Source organism: Rhodococcus opacus (genome assembly GCF_012396235.1).
Classification (GTDB): Bacteria; Actinomycetota; Actinomycetes; order Mycobacteriales; family Mycobacteriaceae; genus Rhodococcus_F; species Rhodococcus_F opacus.
This window is the reverse complement of the sequence record NZ_JAAXPA010000006.1, coordinates 208483-227129: the sequence shown is the minus strand read 5'-3', so window position 1 is coordinate 227129 and position 18647 is coordinate 208483. Positions and strand designations below refer to the sequence as shown.

The 18647-nt window shown below is 68.4% G+C and carries 13 protein-coding genes; 3 read left to right on the top strand and 10 right to left on the bottom strand.

Annotation, left to right across the window (positions count from 1 at the left end; translation table 11 throughout):
- Positions 1 to 15: 15 nt before the first annotated feature.
- The 3 genes from HGB39_RS10365 to HGB39_RS10355 are packed head-to-tail and all read left to right on the top strand — an operon-like array spanning position 16 to position 2949.
- Complete coding sequence (locus HGB39_RS10365) at positions 16 to 870, top strand: tryptophan 2,3-dioxygenase (RefSeq protein WP_005252409.1); 855 nt, start codon at positions 16 to 18, stop codon at positions 868 to 870.
- Positions 867 to 2102 (top strand): kynureninase, encoded by a 1236-nt coding sequence (locus tag HGB39_RS10360; protein ID WP_043790132.1) that lies wholly within the window; start codon positions 867 to 869, stop codon positions 2100 to 2102. Before HGB39_RS10365 ends, HGB39_RS10360 begins: the two co-directional genes overlap by 4 nt.
- Positions 2086 to 2949 carry a PaaX family transcriptional regulator gene (locus tag HGB39_RS10355; RefSeq protein WP_005567327.1) on the top strand — a complete coding sequence of 288 codons (864 nt, stop codon included), beginning with the start codon at positions 2086 to 2088 and terminating at the stop codon, positions 2947 to 2949. Before HGB39_RS10360 ends, HGB39_RS10355 begins: the two co-directional genes overlap by 17 nt.
- 4 nt (positions 2950 to 2953) lie before the next feature.
- On the opposite strand, the gene HGB39_RS10350 is transcribed toward HGB39_RS10355, so the two are convergent.
- The 10 genes from HGB39_RS10350 to HGB39_RS10305 all read right to left on the bottom strand — a co-directional run bounded on the left by HGB39_RS10350 (position 2954) and on the right by HGB39_RS10305 (position 18532).
- The gene (locus HGB39_RS10350; protein ID WP_005253993.1) at positions 2954 to 3403 is read right to left on the bottom strand and encodes a flavodoxin domain-containing protein; all 450 of its coding nucleotides are present in this window, start codon (positions 3401 to 3403) and stop codon (positions 2954 to 2956) included.
- A gap of 34 nt (positions 3404 to 3437) precedes the next feature.
- Complete coding sequence (locus HGB39_RS10345) at positions 3438 to 5207, bottom strand: sulfite reductase subunit alpha (RefSeq protein ID WP_005567329.1); 1770 nt, start codon at positions 5205 to 5207, stop codon at positions 3438 to 3440.
- Positions 5204 to 10696, bottom strand: a complete 5493-nt coding sequence (locus HGB39_RS10340; RefSeq protein WP_064080746.1) for a glutamate synthase-related protein — start codon at positions 10694 to 10696, stop codon at positions 5204 to 5206. The genes HGB39_RS10345 and HGB39_RS10340 overlap by 4 nt, the downstream gene beginning before the upstream one ends.
- Before the next feature lie 326 nt (positions 10697 to 11022).
- A complete protein-coding gene (locus HGB39_RS10335; RefSeq protein ID WP_005571262.1) occupies positions 11023 to 11418 on the bottom strand; it encodes a nitroreductase/quinone reductase family protein in 396 nt (131 codons plus the stop codon).
- Positions 11419 to 11461: 43 nt separating this feature from the next.
- Complete coding sequence (locus HGB39_RS10330; RefSeq protein ID WP_005253997.1) at positions 11462 to 12841, bottom strand: dicarboxylate/amino acid:cation symporter; 1380 nt, start codon at positions 12839 to 12841, stop codon at positions 11462 to 11464.
- A 191-nt stretch (positions 12842 to 13032) separates the two neighbouring features.
- The gene (locus HGB39_RS10325; RefSeq protein WP_005571264.1) at positions 13033 to 14019 is read right to left on the bottom strand and encodes an isopenicillin N synthase family dioxygenase; all 987 of its coding nucleotides are present in this window, start codon (positions 14017 to 14019) and stop codon (positions 13033 to 13035) included.
- A 31-nt stretch (positions 14020 to 14050) separates the two neighbouring features.
- Positions 14051 to 14179: a GNAT family N-acetyltransferase gene (locus tag HGB39_RS39575; RefSeq protein WP_257237506.1), complete on the bottom strand. Its 129-nt coding sequence runs from the start codon at positions 14177 to 14179 to the stop codon at positions 14051 to 14053.
- 329 nt (positions 14180 to 14508) lie between these two features.
- The gene (locus tag HGB39_RS10315; protein WP_210461095.1) at positions 14509 to 16005 is read right to left on the bottom strand and encodes an aldehyde dehydrogenase; all 1497 of its coding nucleotides are present in this window, start codon (positions 16003 to 16005) and stop codon (positions 14509 to 14511) included.
- A gap of 35 nt (positions 16006 to 16040) precedes the next feature.
- Positions 16041 to 16406 carry a cupin domain-containing protein gene (locus HGB39_RS10310; RefSeq protein ID WP_005571269.1) on the bottom strand — a complete coding sequence of 122 codons (366 nt, stop codon included), beginning with the start codon at positions 16404 to 16406 and terminating at the stop codon, positions 16041 to 16043.
- 8 nt (positions 16407 to 16414) lie between these two features.
- Positions 16415 to 18532, bottom strand: coding sequence for an oxidoreductase (locus HGB39_RS10305; protein WP_043792376.1), 2118 nt, complete (start codon positions 18530 to 18532; stop codon positions 16415 to 16417).
- Positions 18533 to 18647: the final 115 nt, after the last annotated feature.

Below are 18647 nucleotides of genomic sequence, written 5' to 3'. Positions count from 1 at the left end.
GCAGTGAGGACGGTCATGGGCGTGCAGGCCAACACCAGAGCCATCGAGAAGGACATCGTCACCGACTTCAGCGAGCGGATGAGCTACGGGTCGTACCTCGACCTCGACACCCTGCTCAGCGCGCAGAAACCCGTGAGCCGTCCGGAACATCACGACGAACTGCTGTTCATCATCCAGCACCAGACCACCGAACTCTGGCTGAAGCTCGTCCTGCACGAAACACTCGCCGCCCGAGCCGCTTTCGACGAGGACGAGATCGGCCGGGCGCTCAAGTGCGTGGCGCGCGTCAAGCACATCCAGAAGACGCTGACCGAACAGTGGTCGGTCCTGGCCACCCTGACCCCCACCGAGTACTCGGAGTTCCGCCAGTTCCTCGGCAATTCGTCCGGGTTCCAGTCGTACCAGTACCGCGCCGTCGAGTTCGTGCTCGGCAACAAGAACGCCGGAATGCTGACGGTGTTCGACGCCGATCCCGCCGCCCACGATCTGCTCGAACGGCTCCTCACCGAGCCGAGCCTGTACGACGCGTTCTGGCAGTGCCTGTCGCGGCTCGGGTACGACGTGCCGGCCTCCGCACTGGACCGTGACGTGACCACCGCCTACACGCTGAACGAAGACCTGCTGCCCCTGATCAAGTTCGTCTACGAGAACCACGACGAGCACTGGGCCGTCTACGAGGCCTTCGAGGAGTTCGTCGACCTCGAAGAGAACTTTCAGCTGTGGCGCTTCCGCCACATGCGCACGGTGCTGCGGACCATCGGGATGAAATCCGGAACGGGAGGATCCAGCGGAGTGGGTTTCCTGCAGAAGGCACTGGACCTGACGTTCTTCCCGGAACTGCTGGCCGTGCGCACCGAGATCGGACGATGATGACTACCTCGACCGATGTGCCGGCCGCCCGCGCCGCCGAACTCGACGCCGCGGACCCGCTGCGCCCGTATCGCGACCTGTTCATCGGCGCCGACGACCCCTCGGTGCCCGCCTACCTCGACGGCAACTCGCTCGGACGGCCCACCAAGGCGAGCGCCGAGCAGGTCACCGCCTTCGTCACCCAGTCGTGGGGCGGCCGGCTCATCCGCGGGTGGGACGAGGAGTGGTACGACCTGCCGATCACAATCGGTGACACCCTCGCAAGGGTGGCGCTCGGCGCGGCCGCCGGACAGACCACCATCGGCGACTCGACGACGGTCCTGCTGTACAAGCTGGCACGCGGTGCGCTCGCGTTGCGCCCGGACCGCACCGAGATCGTCGTGGACCGCGACAACTTTCCGACGGACCGCTACGTACTCGAGGCCGTCGCCGGAGAACTCGGGCTCACGCTCCGGTGGATCGAGTCCGATACCCGGGGCGGCGTCACCGTCGACGACCTGAAGTCCGTGGTCTCCGAACACACCGCGCTCGTCGTGCTCAGCCACGTCGCCTACCGCTCGGGTTACCTGGTCGACGCCGCCGGCGCCGCTCGCGTGACACACGAGACCGGTGCGCTCCTGCTGCTCGACCTGTGCCACTCCGTCGGCTCGGTTCCCCTCGAACTCGACACGTGGGGTGTCGATCTGGCGGTCGGGTGCACGTACAAGTATCTGAACGGCGGGCCGGGCTCACCGGCGTTCGCCTACGTTCGTGCAGACCATCAGCAGGACTTCGTGCAGCCGATCTGGGGCTGGATGGGCCGCGACAACCCGTTCGCGATGGAGCAGGGCTACCGACCGGCGCCCGGCATCCGGCGCGTGATCAGCGGAACGCCGTCGGTCCTCGGCATGATCGCGCTGCAGGACACCCTCGCACTCCTCGACGACGTCGGCATGGACGCCGTGCGCGCCAAGTCGATCGCGCTCACCGAGTACGCACTGGACCTCGTGCGCGAATTTCTGGTGCCGCTGGGTGCGGAGATCGGGTCGCCGGAGGATTCCGCCGAACGGGGTGGTCACGTCATCATCGACCACCCGCGGTTCGAGGCGGTCGTCGAGCGACTGTGGACGAAGGGTGTCATCCCCGACTTCCGGGCCCCGCAGGGCCTGCGGCTCGGCCTGAGCCCGCTGAGCACGAGCTTCGGTGAGGTGTGCACCGGGATACTCGCGATCCGTGATGAACTCACCGACTGAACCGGCGAGCGCGATCCTCGACGACTTCGATTCGCGGCCCGGCAGCGCGACGTCCCTGATCCGCACCGTCCTCGGCGCGTATGTGCGCGACCTCGGCGGGTGGGTGGCGATCGCCGACTTCGTGGAACTGATGCACGCCGTCGGTATCCCGTCCGAATCGACGCGCATCGCGGTGGCCCGCCTCAAGAAGAAGGGGGTGCTGCGGCCGCTGACCCGCGACGGGCGGAGCGGATACGAGGTGACCGAGCAGGCCGAGGCGATGTTCAGACGCGGCGATCCGCGGATCTTCGGCTTCCGTCAGATGGCGGACACCGATCCCTGGCGGCTGATCTCGTTCACCATCCCCGAATCCCAACGGGCGGTGCGGCACCAGTTGCGCAGACGGCTCGGCTGGATCGGTTGCGGAACCGTGTCGCCCGGCCTGTGGATCGCCCCCGAGTACCTCGCCCGCGAGGTCGACGACATCGTCGCCGCGCTGGGCCTGTCCGAGTACGTGACCACGTTCGTGTCCACGTCGGTGTTCGTCCCCGATTCGATGGGGGACGCGGCGACGCGGTGGTGGGACCTGGATGGCATCGCCGCGCGGCACCGCGACTTCCTGGACCGCCACCGGGCCGCTCTGTCTGCCGCAGAGGAGGTGTCGCCGCGCGACGCATTCGTCCGCTTCGTCCCGTTGCTCGACGAATGGCGCATCATCCCGTACATCGACCCGGGCCTGCCTGCCGGGATGCTGCCCGGGGCCTGGCCCGGCGCCGACAGTGTCCGCCTGTTCGCGTCGGCGCGGGACCGCTACCTCGACGGGAGCCGCGACTGGGTGCGGAGCGTGCAGTCGCGGCTACCCGTGTGAGGTGCTATCCGAGGAATTCCTCGCCGATGTTCTTGGCCCACTCCTCGGCCTGATCCTTCGGGCGGATCGAGCTGGACCCGTCGTGCCTGCCGTGTTCGCCGACCTGGACCGCGCCGAGGGAGACGAGCTTCTCCGCGATGATCTCGCCGCCGCGGTTGTAGGTCTCCTCGTACACCTTGTCGCCGAGGCCGAACAGCGCGAACTGCATCCCGGTGAGGTCGGGTTCGTCCTCCTCGAGGCCCTCGAAGAAGGGTTCCGCGCCGGTGGGCAACTCGCCCTCACCGTAGGTGGAGCACACGATGACGTGGAAGTTCTCGGGGTCGAGGTCGCCCGCGTCGAATTCCATCATGTCGTACAGGGACGTGTCGCCGTAGTCGCCGAGCACGTCGGCGATGTTGTCGGCCACCAGTTCGGAGGTTCCGCCCTCGCTGCCGTACAGAATCACCACTGCCATTGTTCTTGCTCCTCGTGGGTTGCTGCCGACGTGGTCAGTACACGTCGCGCAGGTAGCGCTTTTCCTTCTTGAGCGTGGTCACGTAGTCGGCGGCCTGCTCGGGGGAAAGGGTGCCATGGGTGGCGATGACCTCGTGCAGGGCCCGGTCGACATCCTTCGCCATCCGCGTGGCGTCGCCGCAGACGTAGAAGTGGCCGCCGTCCTCGAGCCAGGCGAACAACTCCGCGCCGTTCTCGACCATCCGGTTCTGCACGTAGATCTTCTCCGCCTGGTCGCGGGAGAAGGCGAGGTCGAGGCGGGTGAGGAGACCGCTGTCGCTCATCGCGGCAATCTCGTCCTCGTAGATGTAGTCCGACGCGCGGTGCTGGTCGCCGAAGAACAGCCAGTTGCGTCCCGACGCGCCCCGCGCCTGCCGTTCCTGCAGGAACGCGCGGAACGGCGCGATGCCGGTGCCGGGGCCGACCATGATCATCGGTGCGTCGTCGTTCGCGGGGACGCGGAACGACTTGTTCTTCGACAAGAAGATCCCGCCGCTGCCGCCGTCGGCGATCCGATCGGCGAGGAACGTGGAGCACACGCCGCCGCGGTCGCGTCCGGCCGAGCTGTGGCGGACGCTGGCGACGGTCAGGTGCACGCTGCCGGGGTTGGCGAGCGGGCTGGACGAGATGGAATACGCCCTGTGCTGCAACGGCTTCAGCAGCCCGACGAACTCGTCCGCGGTCAGGGTCACCGACGGTTCGAGGAGCAGCAGGTCGAGCACGTCCTTGCCCCACAACCAGGCGTCGAGGGCTTCCTTGTCGCCGTGCCGCAGCACGTGGCTCAGTTCTTCGTCGCCGGCCCGCTTCTCGATCTCGTCGATGAATTCGTGGCTCGGCGTGGAGATCTCGTAGCCGTGCAGCAGGAGATCGCTGAACGGCCGCTCCTTGCCGGTGACAGCGGCATCCGCCGGGATGCCCAGCCGGGACACCAGAGCGTCGACGAGCGCGGGATCGTTGATCGGCATCACACCGAGCGCGTCACCGGCCTCGTACTCGAGACCGCTGTCGGCGAGCGCGAACTCGTAGTGCCGGATCTCCTTCGCGGACGTGTCGCTCGACAGCCGACGGTTCACGGAGAGCGTGGACGCGTAGGGGTTCTTGCGGTTCCACTGCGACCGCTTGCGGGCCGGCTTCGTCTCGGGCTCGGCGACATCGGCGACGGGGGACTCGCCGCGAATGCCCTCGACGGCCGCGAACAGGGGGAGGGTGTCGGCGACCCACGCGGCGGCCGTGTCCTCGTAGTCGACGTCGCAGTCGACGCGCGGAGTGACGCGGCGGGCACCGAGCTGCTCGAGCCGGGTGTCGATCATCTTGCCGGCCTGGCAGTACCCGTCGTAGCCGGTGTCGCCGAGCGCGAGCACGGCGAAGTCGGTGTTCTCCAGTCGTGGCGCGGTCTCCGCGGACAGTGCCTGCCAGAACAGTTCCGCGTTGTCGGGCATCTCACCCTCACCGTAGGTGGAGGTGACGACGAGGACGCGGTGCATGGCGGCGAGGGCGTCCGTGTCGACGTCGTCGAGGGCGCTCACGACCGGCGCGAAGCCCTGTGAACGTGCCGCGGCCGCAGCGTCCTCCGCGACACCCTCGGCGTTCCCGGTCTGGCTGCCGTACAGCACGTGCATGGCGGGCAACTGCCCACCGCCCGCCGCGGCGGGCGCGTCGGAGCCGCCGACGACCAGACGCGAGCTCATGCCGGCGAGGAAGCCGGTGAGCCACACGCGCTGGTCCTCGCTGAACGGGGCGTCCTGGGGGATGTAGGGCAATTTCATGAGGGGACCACGTCTCTCGTGGGGATCAGATCGGGGAGAGCGTGCTGCGCGAACAGCTCCTCGAAACCGGGCAGCCGGCCGATCTTGTCGACGTTCTTGGCGTCCTGGTGCAGGATCCAGCCGTACGTGCCGGGGGCGTCGATGGACCGCACGTTGCGGCGGCGCAGCGCATCCTTGTAGTCGGCGAGACGCTTGGCCGCCACCATCACGGCCAGGTCCTCGTCGCTGTAGTCCTTCAACGCTTCCCGCGCGTACCGCTGCAACCGCTGCACGAGGAAGAAGTCCTCGGTGAGCAGCAGGTTGCGGACCGCCTTGTCGACCGCCGGATCGGACGGATCCGCGGCACCCGGCAGCTTGGACAGCGCCATCTCCTGCGCCGCGTTCAGCACCGTGTAGTTGTTCAGCAGCGCGAACATGGCTTCGGTGTCGGCCTCGCCGTAGCCGGGCACGGCGCCGTCCAGCACCGCGTGACCGTCCCGGTAGTCCAGCTTGAACTTGCGCACCTGGTGCGCGACCAGTGCGGCGGCGAGTTCGTCGGCGAGCTCCTTGCGGGGCTTGGCCTTCAGGATCTCGTCGCTGTCCTGGTACTGCAGCAGTGCGCGCGGCATGCCGTACACGAAGTGGTGCTGTTCGGTCTCCCAGTTCTCGAGCAACCAGGCCGCCTTGGCGGAGCCGGTGGCCTCGAGGTGCCACCCGAGCAGCACGTGCACGGCCTGACGGTGCAGCGCCGCGTGCTCGTCGTCGCCGGTGATGGAGCCGAGCAGGATCGAGTCCGCGCTGGCCTTGCCGGGCAGCTTGCCCTCGGGGTCGTACTGGTAGACGAAGCCACCGCTCATGCCGTTGCCGACGCCCTTGCCGAAGCCGCCGAGGTTGAGGACGGCGCCGTTGGTCATGTACTCGCAGGCGAAGTCGCCGACGCCCTCGACCACCGCGGTGGCACCCGAATTGCGGACGGCGAAACGGTCACCCGCCTGGCCCTCGACGAACGTGCGCCCACCGGTGGCGCCGAACAGTGCGAAGTTGCCGATCAGCACGTTGCCGCCGTGCAGGTCGGAGCCGCCACCGGGCGAGCGCACGACGATGCTGCCGCCGTTGGCGCCCTTGCCGACGCCGTCGTTGGCGGTGCCGGTGTGGACGAGGGTCATGCCGTCGTTGCAGAACGCACCGTAGGACAGGCCCGCGGACCCGGACGTGGCGATCCGGACGCTGCCCTCGCGCAGATAGCCGCGGCCGCGCTCGTCGCGGAGCACGGCAGGCAGCTCGACATCGGTGAGCTCGTGGTTCAGCATCCGCTCGATATCGACCGCCAGCTGGGCGCCGACGCTCTTGTTGCGGTTGCTCAGGTGCACCCCGTCGCCGAGCTCGATCGTGGCCTCGCCCTGCTCGATCAGAGCGGCGCGCAGCTGCACGAGCCAGCCGTCGTCGAGGGTGTAGTCCTTCTCCAGGTACACCGGATCGCCGATGGTCACTTCCTCGACCACGGCGAGCATCGCGCGCAGGTCGAGCTGGCCGACGCTCGACGGGTGGTCGAGGAGCTGCAGCAGATCCGAGCGGCCCCGGGCCTCGCGCAGCGAGGACATTCCCAGCTCGGCCAGCACCTCGCGGGTCTCGTGCGCGATGTTCAGCAGGTACTGCGCCATCGCCCGCGGATCACCGTCGAACAGCTCGGGATTGGTGGTCAGACCGGCCGGGCACTTGACGTTGCAGTTCTTGGCCATGACGCACTTGAGCATCATCAGCGCGGTGGTGCCGAACTCGAAGCTGTCGGCGCCGAGCAGCGCCGACTTCACCACGTCGCTCGCCGTCTGGTGCGCACCGGAACACCGGAGCAGCACCTTCTGCCGCAACCCGTTGGCGCACAACGCCTGATGGACCTCGGCGACACCGATCTCCGCCGAACGTCCGGCGTACTTGAGGCTGGTCACCGCGGCGGCACCGGTGCCGCCGGTGTTGCCCGCCACGTTGATGACGTCGGCGCCGGCCTTCGCGACACCCACCGCGATGGTGCCGATGCCCTCCGAGGACACGAGCTTGACGATGACGCGGACCCGCGCCGCCTTGCAGTCGTGGATCAGCTGCGCGAGGTCCTCGATGGAGTAGGTGTCGTGATGCGGTGGGGGAGAAACGAGTTCGACACCGGGGGTGCCGCCACGCGCGGCCGCGATCTCGACGGTCACCTTGGGTGCGGGCAGCTGCCCGCCCTCGCCGGGCTTGGCGCCCTGCGCGATCTTGATCTCGAGTTCCTCGAGCATCGGGTCGGCCAGGTACCCGGCCCACACACCGAAGCGGCCGGACGCGAACTGCTTGATCTTGGAACCGCGGATGGTGCCGTAGCGGGAGATGTGCTCGCCGCCCTCACCGCTGTTCGACATGCCGCCGGCCATGCTGGTGCCGTGCGCGACGGCCTCGTGCGCGTTGGAGTTCAACGCGCCGTGGCTCATGGCGCCGGACGTGAGGAACGGGGTGATGTCGCTGGCCTTCTGCACCTTCTCGATCGGCAGGCTCGCCGGAGCGGTGCGCAGCAGCGACAGACATCGCAGCGCCTCACCGGACGTGCGCACGACAAGAGCGTCGCCGTCCACGCTGTGCTCGCGGAGGTCGTCGCCGAACCGCATCGCCAGCGATTCGCCGAGCGCCGCCAGCACGCGGGCCTCGCCCGCGTGGGGGCCGGTGAGCCGGAGCCGGAACCGGTCCTCGCCGACGGCCTCGGATTCGAGTCCGCGCACCGCGAAGCTGTTGTTGCCCTTGCGGGAGAAGCGGCCCATCTGCTTGCGGAACTCGGCTGCCGTGGTGAGGAACGTGACGTCGGCAGGCAGATCCAGCACGTCCCGCAACGCTGCGGGACGACGGGTGCGCTCCTCCGCCATCGTCCGCGCGAAGGCGCGGTAGCCGGGGGTGATCTCGAAGCGGTCGATCGCCTCGGGGGTCAGCTTCTGGAAGCCGGCGTTGCGGTAGGCGTCGTCGTCGAGACCGAACGCGTCCTCGAGCCGGTTCAGCGGCAGCAGTCGCAGCGATTCCGTGTGGTCCTGCGTGCCCGCCGTGTCGAACGAGATGGGCTCCTCGGTGAGGTCGACGAAGCCACGCACGGCCGCCGTGCCGTACGAGTGACCGGCGCCTTCCGCGCGCTCCTTGAACAGGCCGAGCAGCGGGACGTCCTTCTCCCCGGTGACCGTCAGGGCGCGCTGGTGCCAGTCGGCGACGGCCTGCGCGATGACGGCGAACCCGACACCACCCACCGGCGTCTTCACGTTCGCGAAGTAGCGGCGCAGCACCCGGTCGTCGGTGTCGAGGTAGTTGGGTTCGAAGAACTCGCCGCCGATGTAGCTTTCGGCGGTGCACAGGCCGACCCGGCCCATCGTCTTCATCAGCGACTTCTCGGCGGCCTTCGCGAACCGCTTGAACGCCACATCCGCCTCGTCGGCGAACTTCTCCTCGGCGCGCAGACGGACGGCGAGCGGGTAGATCGCGGCGGCGCCGAAACCGAGGGCGGCGGCCACATGGTGCGACGACGAGATCTGACCGCTCTCCGCGACGACGGACACCCGCAGGCGCAGGCCCTCCTCGATCAGCCGCTGGTTGACAGCGGAGATCGCCACGATCATCGGCAGCGCGGCGCGGTCGGTGGCCACGTGACGGTCGGTGACGATCGCGATGCCGCCCTGCTCGCGGGCGAACGCCTCCACCTCGTCGCAGAGCCCGTCGACCGCGGCCTCGAGTGCGGCCGCGTTGGCGGCGGAGTCACCGTGGACGGGGGTGTACAGCATCGGGAAACGCTGCACCGGCGTCTCGGACTGCTTGCGGATCCGCAGCATGTCCATGTGGGTGAGAATCGGCGACGGCACCACGATCTGCGGCGCCGACCGCGCCCCGCTGTTCGGCTTGGCGCCCAGCGCGACGCGCAGCGTCATGCCGTCGGCCTCACGGATGCTGTCGAGCGAAGGGTTCGTGACCTGAGCGAAACGCTGCGAGAAGTACTTGGCCACCCCGCCTTCCTGATCGGAGAGCGCGTTGATGGCGTTGCCGTAGCCCATCGCGGAGATCTTCTCCTGACCCGACGCGAGCATCGGGTCCATCATGAACTTGAAGCTTTCCTGGTTGTGCGAGTACGCGACGTAGCGCTGGGTGCGCTCGAGGTCGCCGTTGTAGCGCAACGGTCCCGGCTCGGCCTCGACCTCGGGCAGCGCCTCGATGGTCCGGCGAGCCTCGGCGACGAGCGTCGGGTAGTCGTTCCGGGAGGCGAGCAGCTCGAGTGCCTCGTCGGTCGAGTACGAGCGGCCCTCGCGGTGGTCGAAGTACAGCATGCCGCCGGCCTCGATGCGTCCGCGACGCAGGACGGTGTCGGGGTCGAAGTCGATCTGCCCGGCCTCGGACGTGACGCACAGGTACTCGTCCGTCTCCACCGAGCGCAGCGGACGCAGTCCGAGCCGGTCGAGGCGGGCGCCGACGACGGTGCCGTCACCGAAGATCAGCGCCGCCGGGCCGTCGTTCTTCTCCTCGTACAGCGAGAAGTACTCGAGCATCGCCCGGACCTCGGGCGACAGGGTGGAGTCGTTCTCCCACGCCGGCGGCATCATCGACACCACCGCGGTCACCAGGTCGAGTCCGTCCTCCACGACACGGCTCTGCAGCGTCTGGTCCAGGCGGCAACTGTCGGACTGGCCGTGCGGGCGGACGATCTCCCGGTTACGGGCACGAGCGAGCGCCGTCTCGGACAGGCGGTTCTTCTTGTCCGTGTTGAGCTCGCCGTTGTGCGCCATCAGACGGAACGGCTGCGCCATCGTCGGGTGCGGGTCGGTATTCGTCGAGAACCGGGTGTGGAAGTACAGGGTGTGCACGGCGTGGGCCGGGTCCACCAGGTCCTGGAAGTAGGGCATCACCTCGTTCGAGTTGAGACGGCCCTTGAGCACCTGGGTGCGGGCGCTGAGCGACAGCGGGTACAGCCCGGCCAGATCCGGCTGGGTGTACGCGACGGCCTCGATCGCGAGCAGGGCGTCGTGGATGCGACGGTCGAACTCGGTCTCGTCGGCGCACGCGTCGGGCGCGGTGAACACCCACTGCCGGATCGGCAGCTGGTGCCGGATCGCGGCGGGCCGGAGCACGGTCGCGTCGACGGGCACGTCGCGTTCGAGCAGCACCTCGAACCCCTGCTCGGCGAGAGCCCGCTCGATGACGGCCTCCGCGTCGCCGTGGAACGCCACGTCGGTGGGGAGGAAGAAGTTGCCGACACCGAAGCGGCCGGCCTCGAGATCACCCTGACCGGTCAGGGTGCGGAAGAACGGCACCGACAGGTCGACGCAGACACCGGCGCCGTCGCCGACACCCTCGGCCGACATGCCACCACGGTGAGGAACCGCACACAGGGCCTCATGGCCCCGGGTGAGGACGTCATGGGTCTGAATGCCGTCCTTGCGGGTGATGAAGCCCACGCCGCAGCTGCTCTTGTCGAGCGTCCTGTCGTACAGGCCGGACTCGGTGGCACTCGTGTTCAACCGACTGTCTCCTCGCGATACTCGCCGAATATGGGGCCGTGCTGGGCGCACGGGTGGCGTCGGCGAGAGGATCACGGCAGAGAACCGGCCCCGAACCGATACGCCGGTGAGGCAGACGTCGTTGTCTGAGGTGCGGAACTGTCGCAGGTCCGCGCGAAATCGCAGATTAGCCGAGGCTAAGTCTCGAGAGCAAGTAGCTCGATCCGCAGCCGACGAGCGGTACCAAATCCGCGCCGAGCGTGCAGGCAGAACGCGTAGTCGCGAACATCACACCTGGCCAGGCTGGTATGTGACGTTGTTCATCCGGGCGTGTGCGGGGGCTGATCTCAGTCGGTGAGATCGATGCGGACGGTCAGCAGGTCGGTGCCGACGGCCCGGACGGCGGCGCTGTTCATCCGGGGGAGCTGCGCCAGGCGGGCGCGGGCGTCGTCGTCGGGCAGCAGCGTCGCGGTGCCCGTATGCCACGTGCCGTGGATCCGCAGGCGAACGGCATTGTTCGCGCGGATGTTGCGGATGTAATTCGACCGCTCACCGAACTCGGACACCAGCCAGAATTCGGTGCCCGTGCGCCGGCCACCGATCGGGGTGAGGCGGGGCTGCCCGCTGACGCGGCCGGTGGTCTCGAGGAGTGTCTGGCTCGACAGTCGCCTGGAGAGCGGGTTGGCGACGTGCCGCTGGAATTGCATGACGATCCGTCGTTTGATCGCGTCGAGGTCGGCCATGACGAGAGCCTTCCACGTGGGAAGGCTCTCGTCGAGCGTTTCGCTACTTCGCTGCGACCGGTTCGTCGTCCTGGAACGGGTCGCCGGTCCGTTCGGCGTTGTAGCGGGCTTCGTCGAGGATGCCTTCCCGCTTCGCGACGATCGTCGGGACGAGAGCCTGGCCGGTGACGTTGACCGCGGTGCGGCCCATGTCGACGATCGGTTCGACGGCGAGCAGCAGGCCCACCCCGGCGAGGGGCAGTCCCAGCGTCGACAGCGTGAGCGTGAGCATGACCGTCGCGCCGGTGGTGCCCGCGGTGGCCGCGGATCCGATCACGGAGACGACGATGATCAGCAGGTAGTCGGTGAACGACAAAGGCACACCGTAGAACTCGGCGACGAAGATCGCGGCGATCGCGGGATAGATGGCAGCGCAGCCGTCCATCTTGGTGGTCGATCCGAGCGGCACCGCGAACGACGCGTACTCGCGGGGGACACCGAGATTGCGTTCGGTGACCCGCTCGGTGAGGGGCAGGGTGCCGATCGACGAACGGGACACGAAGCCGAGCTGCGTCGCGGGCCAGACGCCGGAGTAGAAGGCGCGCACCGACAGTCCGTGCGCGCGGATCAGGACGGGGTAGACGACGAGGAACACGACGGCCAGGCCGATGTAGACGGCGGCGGTGAACCAGCCGAGCGAGCCGATGGCGTCCCAGCCGTAGGTGGCGACGGCGTTCGCGATCAGCGCGGCGGTCCCGATCGGTGCGAGGCGGATGATCCACCACAGCACCTTCTGCACGATCGCGAGGAGTGACGCGTTGAACTGCAGGAACGGTTCGGCCTTTGCCCCGACCTTCAGTGCGGCGATGCCGATCGCGGCCGCGACGACGAGCAGCTGCAGCACGTTGAAACTCAGCGACGTGCTGGCGGCGCCCTCGGTGAGGGTGGTCTTGGCGTTCAGGCCGAGGAAGTTGCTGGGCACGAGGCCGGTGACGAACGCCCACCACGACCCGGTGGTGGCCGGTTCCTTGCCGGCGCCGGTGACGGTCGTGTGCGATCCGGGCTGGGTGACGAGTCCGATGACGATTCCGATGACGACGGCGATGAACGCGGTGATCGCGAACCACAGCAGCGTCTGCACGGCGAGGCGCGCGGCGTTGGCCACCTCACGCAGGTTGGCGATCGAACTGACAATGGCGGTGAACACCAACGGGATCACCGCGACGGTAAGCAGTTTCACGTAGCTGGAGCCGATGGTGTGGACGGTTCCGACGAGCCAGTTCTCGTTGCCGTCGGCGGCGACGGGCATGGCGCGGGCGACGAGTCCGAGGATGACGCCGACGACGAGTCCGGTGACGATCTGGGGGCCGAAGGAGGTGGCCCACTGGGGTAGCCGGCGTCGAGAGGTGGTCTCGGCGCGCGTGGACAGCGCGGGACTGGGCATGGGTGTGCCTTTCGCATGGGGGCCGTGGAACGTCGCCCGGTGGGGCGGATACGGCGAGAGAGAGTCCTGAGTGGAGAGGTGCGTCAGCGCGAGCGCGGACAGATTGCGCTCGCCTGCAGGCGGAGGTCGACGTAGCGCCGAGAGGTCAGGAACAACACTGCGGGAACAATACTCCCGGCGGCGGCGCGCGTTTACTCCGGTTCCGCCTCGCCGGGATACCAGCGGGCGTAGACGTCGGGGTGCGCGCGGGTCCGGCTCTTCCACGCGTTCTCGCCGTACGTGCGATAGAGCGGATTCGCCGGGTCGAGTTCGATGCCGCGGGCACGTTCGGCCAGGTGCGGCGGCAGCTCGATGGTCGGGACCGTGGCGTCGAGAGCGGGATTGAGGAAGTACGGCACCGACAGTCGCTCGGGCGCACCGGCCGGGGTGAGCACCCGGTGCCGGGTGGCCCTGAGGTACCCGCCGGTCGCGACCTCGAGCAGTTCGCCGATGTTGACCACGAACGAGCCGGCGCGGGCCGGTGCGTCGATCCAGTCGCCGTCCTCGGTTTCGACCTGGAGTCCCGACGAGCCGGGTTCGAGGAGCAGCATCGTCAGTACGCCCGAATCCTTGTGGGCGCCGACGCCCTGCTCGCCGGTGTGGTCGGCGCTCGGCCGTTCCGGGTAGCGGACGACCTTGATCAGCGTGGCGGGGGCGTGCGCGAAGGCGTCGTCGAAGATCGCCGGATCGGCGTCGAGTGACGCGGCCCAGTGCCGCAGGAGCCGCATCCCGACGTCGGTGAGCGCGGCGTCCAGGGCCTCGATCGTCTTCTCGAGGTCGGGGAGGTCCGCGGGCCATTGATTGGGACCCTGCAGTCTCAGGTAGCCGTCGGCGCCGGGGATCGGTTGCCGTTCGGGGCCGATGTCGATCTGTTCCCGCCAGTCGGTCTCGCCGTTGGTCAGTTCACCGCCCACCCGGTTGTAGCCACGGAAGTGGGGGCTGTTCAGCATCGCGATCGACTGCTTGGAGTCGTCGGGCAGGGCGAAGAACTCCCGGGCGACGGTGAATACCCGATCGAGCAGCTCCCGGTCGACGCCGTGCCCGTCGAGGTAGAAGAACCCCACGTGATGGGTGATCTCCCGCAGCCGTTCCCGCCCGGCCGGTGTGTCCAGTTCGGCGAAATCGATGACGGGGAGCATTCCTCCACGGTATCCCCGGGTGGTCGCAATGTCAGGTGTCCCGGCGGCGCTCGAGTAGCACACTGTCGTGCCAGACGCCGTCGATCTGCGCGAGGCGTTGCCGCACCCCGACCGTCCGGTAGCCGACCGCGTGGTGCAGTGCGATGGACCCGGTGTTCATGGCCAGCACCGACGCGCCGCGAGGACACGGGGGACAGGGCCGCCCACCCGGCGACCGTTCCGTCCACCTCGACCACCCACCGGTGGCCGTCCAGCCAGCGCGCGTCCAGTTCCGACTGCGTCGGGGTCTCGGTATCGAAAGTGGCTAGCCCGCCGACGATGCCCTCCGAATAGATTCGGAGCACCAACCCCCAGTCCCTCGCTTCGAGCCGGCGCACGGTGATCGGCGAAATCGTAGAAGTATCGCCATGAAGTGCTGTTTCGGGGCGAATGTACCTTCGGGCGCCTCGGCAGCGCCGACGGGTACATTCGCCCGGCGAGGTCGGGAGCTCACTGTCGTAGCCGGATCCACGTCGTCTTCAGTCCGGTGTACTTGTCCAACGCGTGTACGGAGAGGTCACGGCCGAACCCGGACTGTTTGAACCCGCCGAACGGGGTCTGCGCGCTGATGGCGTCGACGGTGTTGACGGAGACGGTTCCCGCCCGCAGTGCCGCGGAGACGCGGTGCGCCCGGTTCAGGTTCTCGGTCCACACCGAGGCGGCCAGCCCGTAGATGCTGTCGTTGCCCATCCGGACGGCGTCGGCCTCGTCGGTGAACGTCTGGACGGTGAGGACGGGTCCGAACACCTCCTGGGTCACCACCTCGGCCGTGGGTGCGAGGTCCGCGAAGATCGTCGGTTCGACGAAGGATCCGCGGCCGTCGACGGTGGTCCTGTTGCCGCCCAGCAACACCCGGCCGTCGGACCGGGCGCGGTCGATGAACCCCGCCACGGTGCGAGCGTGGTTCTCGTCGACGATCGCGCCCAGCGTGGAGGCGGGATCGAGCGGATTGCCGGGGCGGATCGACGACGCCCGGCGGACGAGGGCCTCGGTCACCTGTTCGGCCACCGACTCCTCGACCAGCAACCGGGAGTTGGCCGAGCACACCGCACCCTGGTTGTAGAACGCACCGAAGACGGCTTTCTCCACCGCGTCGTCGAGGTCGGCGTCCGCGAAGACCAGGTTGGGACTCTTGCCTCCGCATTCGAGCCAGACCTGCTTCAGATTCGAGTCCGCCGCATACCGGAGGAACCGTTTCCCGGTCTCGGTCGAGCCGGTGAAGGCGACTACGTCGATGTCGGGATGCAGGCCCAGCGCCGCCCCGGCGGTGGCGCCGAGCCCCGGGACGACACCCAGGACGCCATCGGGCAGCCCCGCCTCGGCGGCGAGCTCGGCCAGCCGGAGCACCGACAGCGGAGCCTGCTCGGCGGGTTTGAGGACGACACTGTTGCCGGCCGCGAGGGCCGGCGCCAGTTTCCACACCGCGAGGTCGAGGGGGAAGTTCCACGGGACCACCGCCCCGACGACCCCGAGGGGTTCACGGGAGACGAGCGCGAGACTCCCGGGATCGGTGGGCGCGATCTCCCCGCCGATCTTGTCGAGGGCCTCGGCGTAGAACCTGAAAAGCTCGGCGGCCGAGGGGACGTCGACGGTCAGCGCCTCCACCACGAGCTTGCCCATGTCGAGGGAGTCGAGCAGGGCGAGCTCGTGCCGGTGTTCGAGGATCAGCTCGGCGAGCCGGAGCAGGACCCGCTTGCGGTGGGACGCCGGGCTCCGCGACCAGACGCCCGAGTCGAACGCCTCGCGCGCAGACCGTACCGCGGCGTCGACGTCCGGGGCGTCGGCGGCCGCCACCCGTGCCAGCAGCTCACCGGTGGCCGGGTTGATCGAGTCGAACGTCTCGTCCGACTTGGCGGGACGGAACGCGCCGTCGATGAAAAGCTCCCGGCGCAGCGTGATCGTCGCGGCGAGCCGGGTCCAGTCGGCGAGTGTGGTCGGATCAGGCATCGTCATCCCTCGGGCTCGAAAGTGGTGGTGTGCGATCAGGGAACATAGATGGCGAACTGTTTGAGCAGGGGCTCGTCGACGCGGTACTCGCCGCGCCACCCCTTGGTCAGGGTGAACGCGTCGCCGGGTCCGAAGGTGTGTGCGACGCCGTCGTCCGCTGTCAACGTCACCGAACCCTCCAGCACCCGGGTGTATTCGTCGCCCGGGTACGACTCGATGTACTCGCGATACGGCTCCGCACGCCACGAGCCGATGGTGAACTTCTCGTCCCCGCTGCTCAGGTGGACCATTTCGTGTTCCTTCGGATCGCCTGCCTGGAGCGTGTCCGCGGTGACGTAGGCGCTGGGTGTCATCGCCGCGATGTTCCGGGCGTCGGTCGGGATCGGGTGCACTGCGGTCATGGTGTTCCTCAGTTCTGTGCGGTGGCGAGCGGGGCGACGGAGAATTTCTCGACGGGTTCGATGGACAGTCCGGTGACTTCGCGTCGGAAGGCGACCGGACCCGGGGCGGGTGGTTCGTCCAGTTCCTCGGCGTACCGGTGCCCGGACCAGACCGCCGCCGCGATGGTGGACGGCGCCCAGGCGTCGCCGATGCCGCGGACACTGCGCAGGTCGGCGTCGGCCCATTCGGATTCGCGGGACTGCAGTTCGTGGAACAACCCGTCGTGCGGGAGTCGGGCGGTGACGAGGACGACGCTGTCCGCGTCGACGAACTGCTCGTCGCCGGTGAACGCGCACACGGTGCGCACGCCCTGGGGGGTGACCGCGGTGACGGCGCGGTTGACCTGAACGTGCACGCCGGCCTTGATGATTCGCTTGCGGATTCGGACCACCTCCATGGTGTTCGTCGTCCATTGCGACACGTGCGCGGCCGGGGTGATCAGGGTGACGTCGAATCCCTCCTTCGCGAGGAGTTCGGCGACGACCGCGCCGAGGTAGTAGTGGTCGTCGTCGAAGAGCACGACCTTGTTGCCCCGGGGGCGGAGCCCCGCCATCACGTCGTCGGGGGTCAGGACGTCGGCGTGCTCGTCGACGGGGACGGCGTGGGTGTGCCACCGGCCGACGCCGTCGCGGCGCCAGTGCGAGCCCGTGGCGACGACCACGTGATGGAAGTCGTTCTCGATGACGTCGTCCGCGGTCATCTCGCTCTCCATGAACACGTCGACGTCGGGGAGCTTGCGGAGTTGCTGTTCGCGGTAGTCGACCACGCGGATCCACGCGGACAGGCCGGGCAGCTTGGACTCGCGGGTCACACGGCCGCCGAGTTGCCTGCTCGCCTCGGCGAGGCTGACGTGGTAGCCGCGTTGCCCGAGCGCGCGCGCCGCCTCGAGTCCGGCGGGGCCGGCGCCGACCACGAGGACGTTCGAATCGGTCGAGCGGACCTTGATCCGCTCCGGGTGCCAGCAGCGCCGGAACTCCTCGCCCATCGTCGGGTTCTGGGTGCAGCGGATCGGGGACATCGTGAAGTCACCGGACACGCAGATGTTGCAACCGATGCACTCCCGGATGTCCTCGAGGTTGCCCTCCTCGATCTTGCGGGGAAGGTACGGGTCTGCGATCGAGGGGCGGGCCGCCCCGATGAAGTCGAGGATGCCGCTCTTGACCTGGTGCAGCATCGTGTCGGGCGAGGTGAAGCGGCCGACGCCGACGACGGGTTTCGTGGTGAGTCGCTTCAGCCCGCGGACATACGGTTCCTGCTCCGCCTCGGGACCGAACCGCGAGGTGACGGAGTCGTCCTCCCAGCTGCCCAGCACGAAGTCCCACAGATCGGGGGTCTCGCCGAGCAGGCCGATCACGTCCTCGATCTCGCTGCGGGTGATCCCTTCGTCGCCGAGGAGTTCGTCGACCGAGATGCGGCACGCCACGGCGGCCTTCCCGTCGGCGACCTCACGCGAATCCTCGAGGATCTCGCGGAGCAGGCGAACCCGGTTGGTCAGGCTGCCGCCGTACTCGTCCGACCGGTTGTTGTAGCGGCGGGACAGGAAGTGGTGCAGGCCGCCGATCGCGTGCCCGGCGTACACGTAGACGATGTCGTATTCGGCCTTCAGCGACCGGCGCACCGCCTCCTTGTGCCAGTGCCGGAGGTCGGCGATGTCCGACTTGGTCATCGCCCTGGCCTGGACGGGGTCGTAGTTCCAGGAGACGACGGGCAGATTCTGCGGGCCGAGTGGGGTCTCGCGGCTGATCAGGTTGGGGCTGTTCAGGCCGTTGTGGGCGAGTTCGATGCCTGCGAGGGAGCCGCCCTCGTGAATCTTCTCGGAGATCCGGGTCAGGGCGGGCAGGTCCTGGTCGTCCCACAGGCGTAGTTCGATGAACGGGCCGATGTCCGAGGTGGGGTGGATCTCGACCTGCTCGGTGCAGACGACGGCCCAGCCGCCCTCGGCCTTGACGCGCCGCATGTACGCCTCCCCGGAGGGGTCGCGGTAGCCCATGCCGTTGCAGTGCGGGACTTGGAAGAATCTGTTGCGGGCGGTGACCGGTCCGATCTTGACCGGTTCGAAAAGGATGTCGTATCGCGGATCACGCACGGTGGGTTCCTCACGCTGTTCGGGTTCGTGCAGTGCCAGAATCGTCGGTCCGCCCGACCACAACAGTCAACAGGATCTTTCCGTGCCACTGCATCAGTTATTCAGATGCCAACCC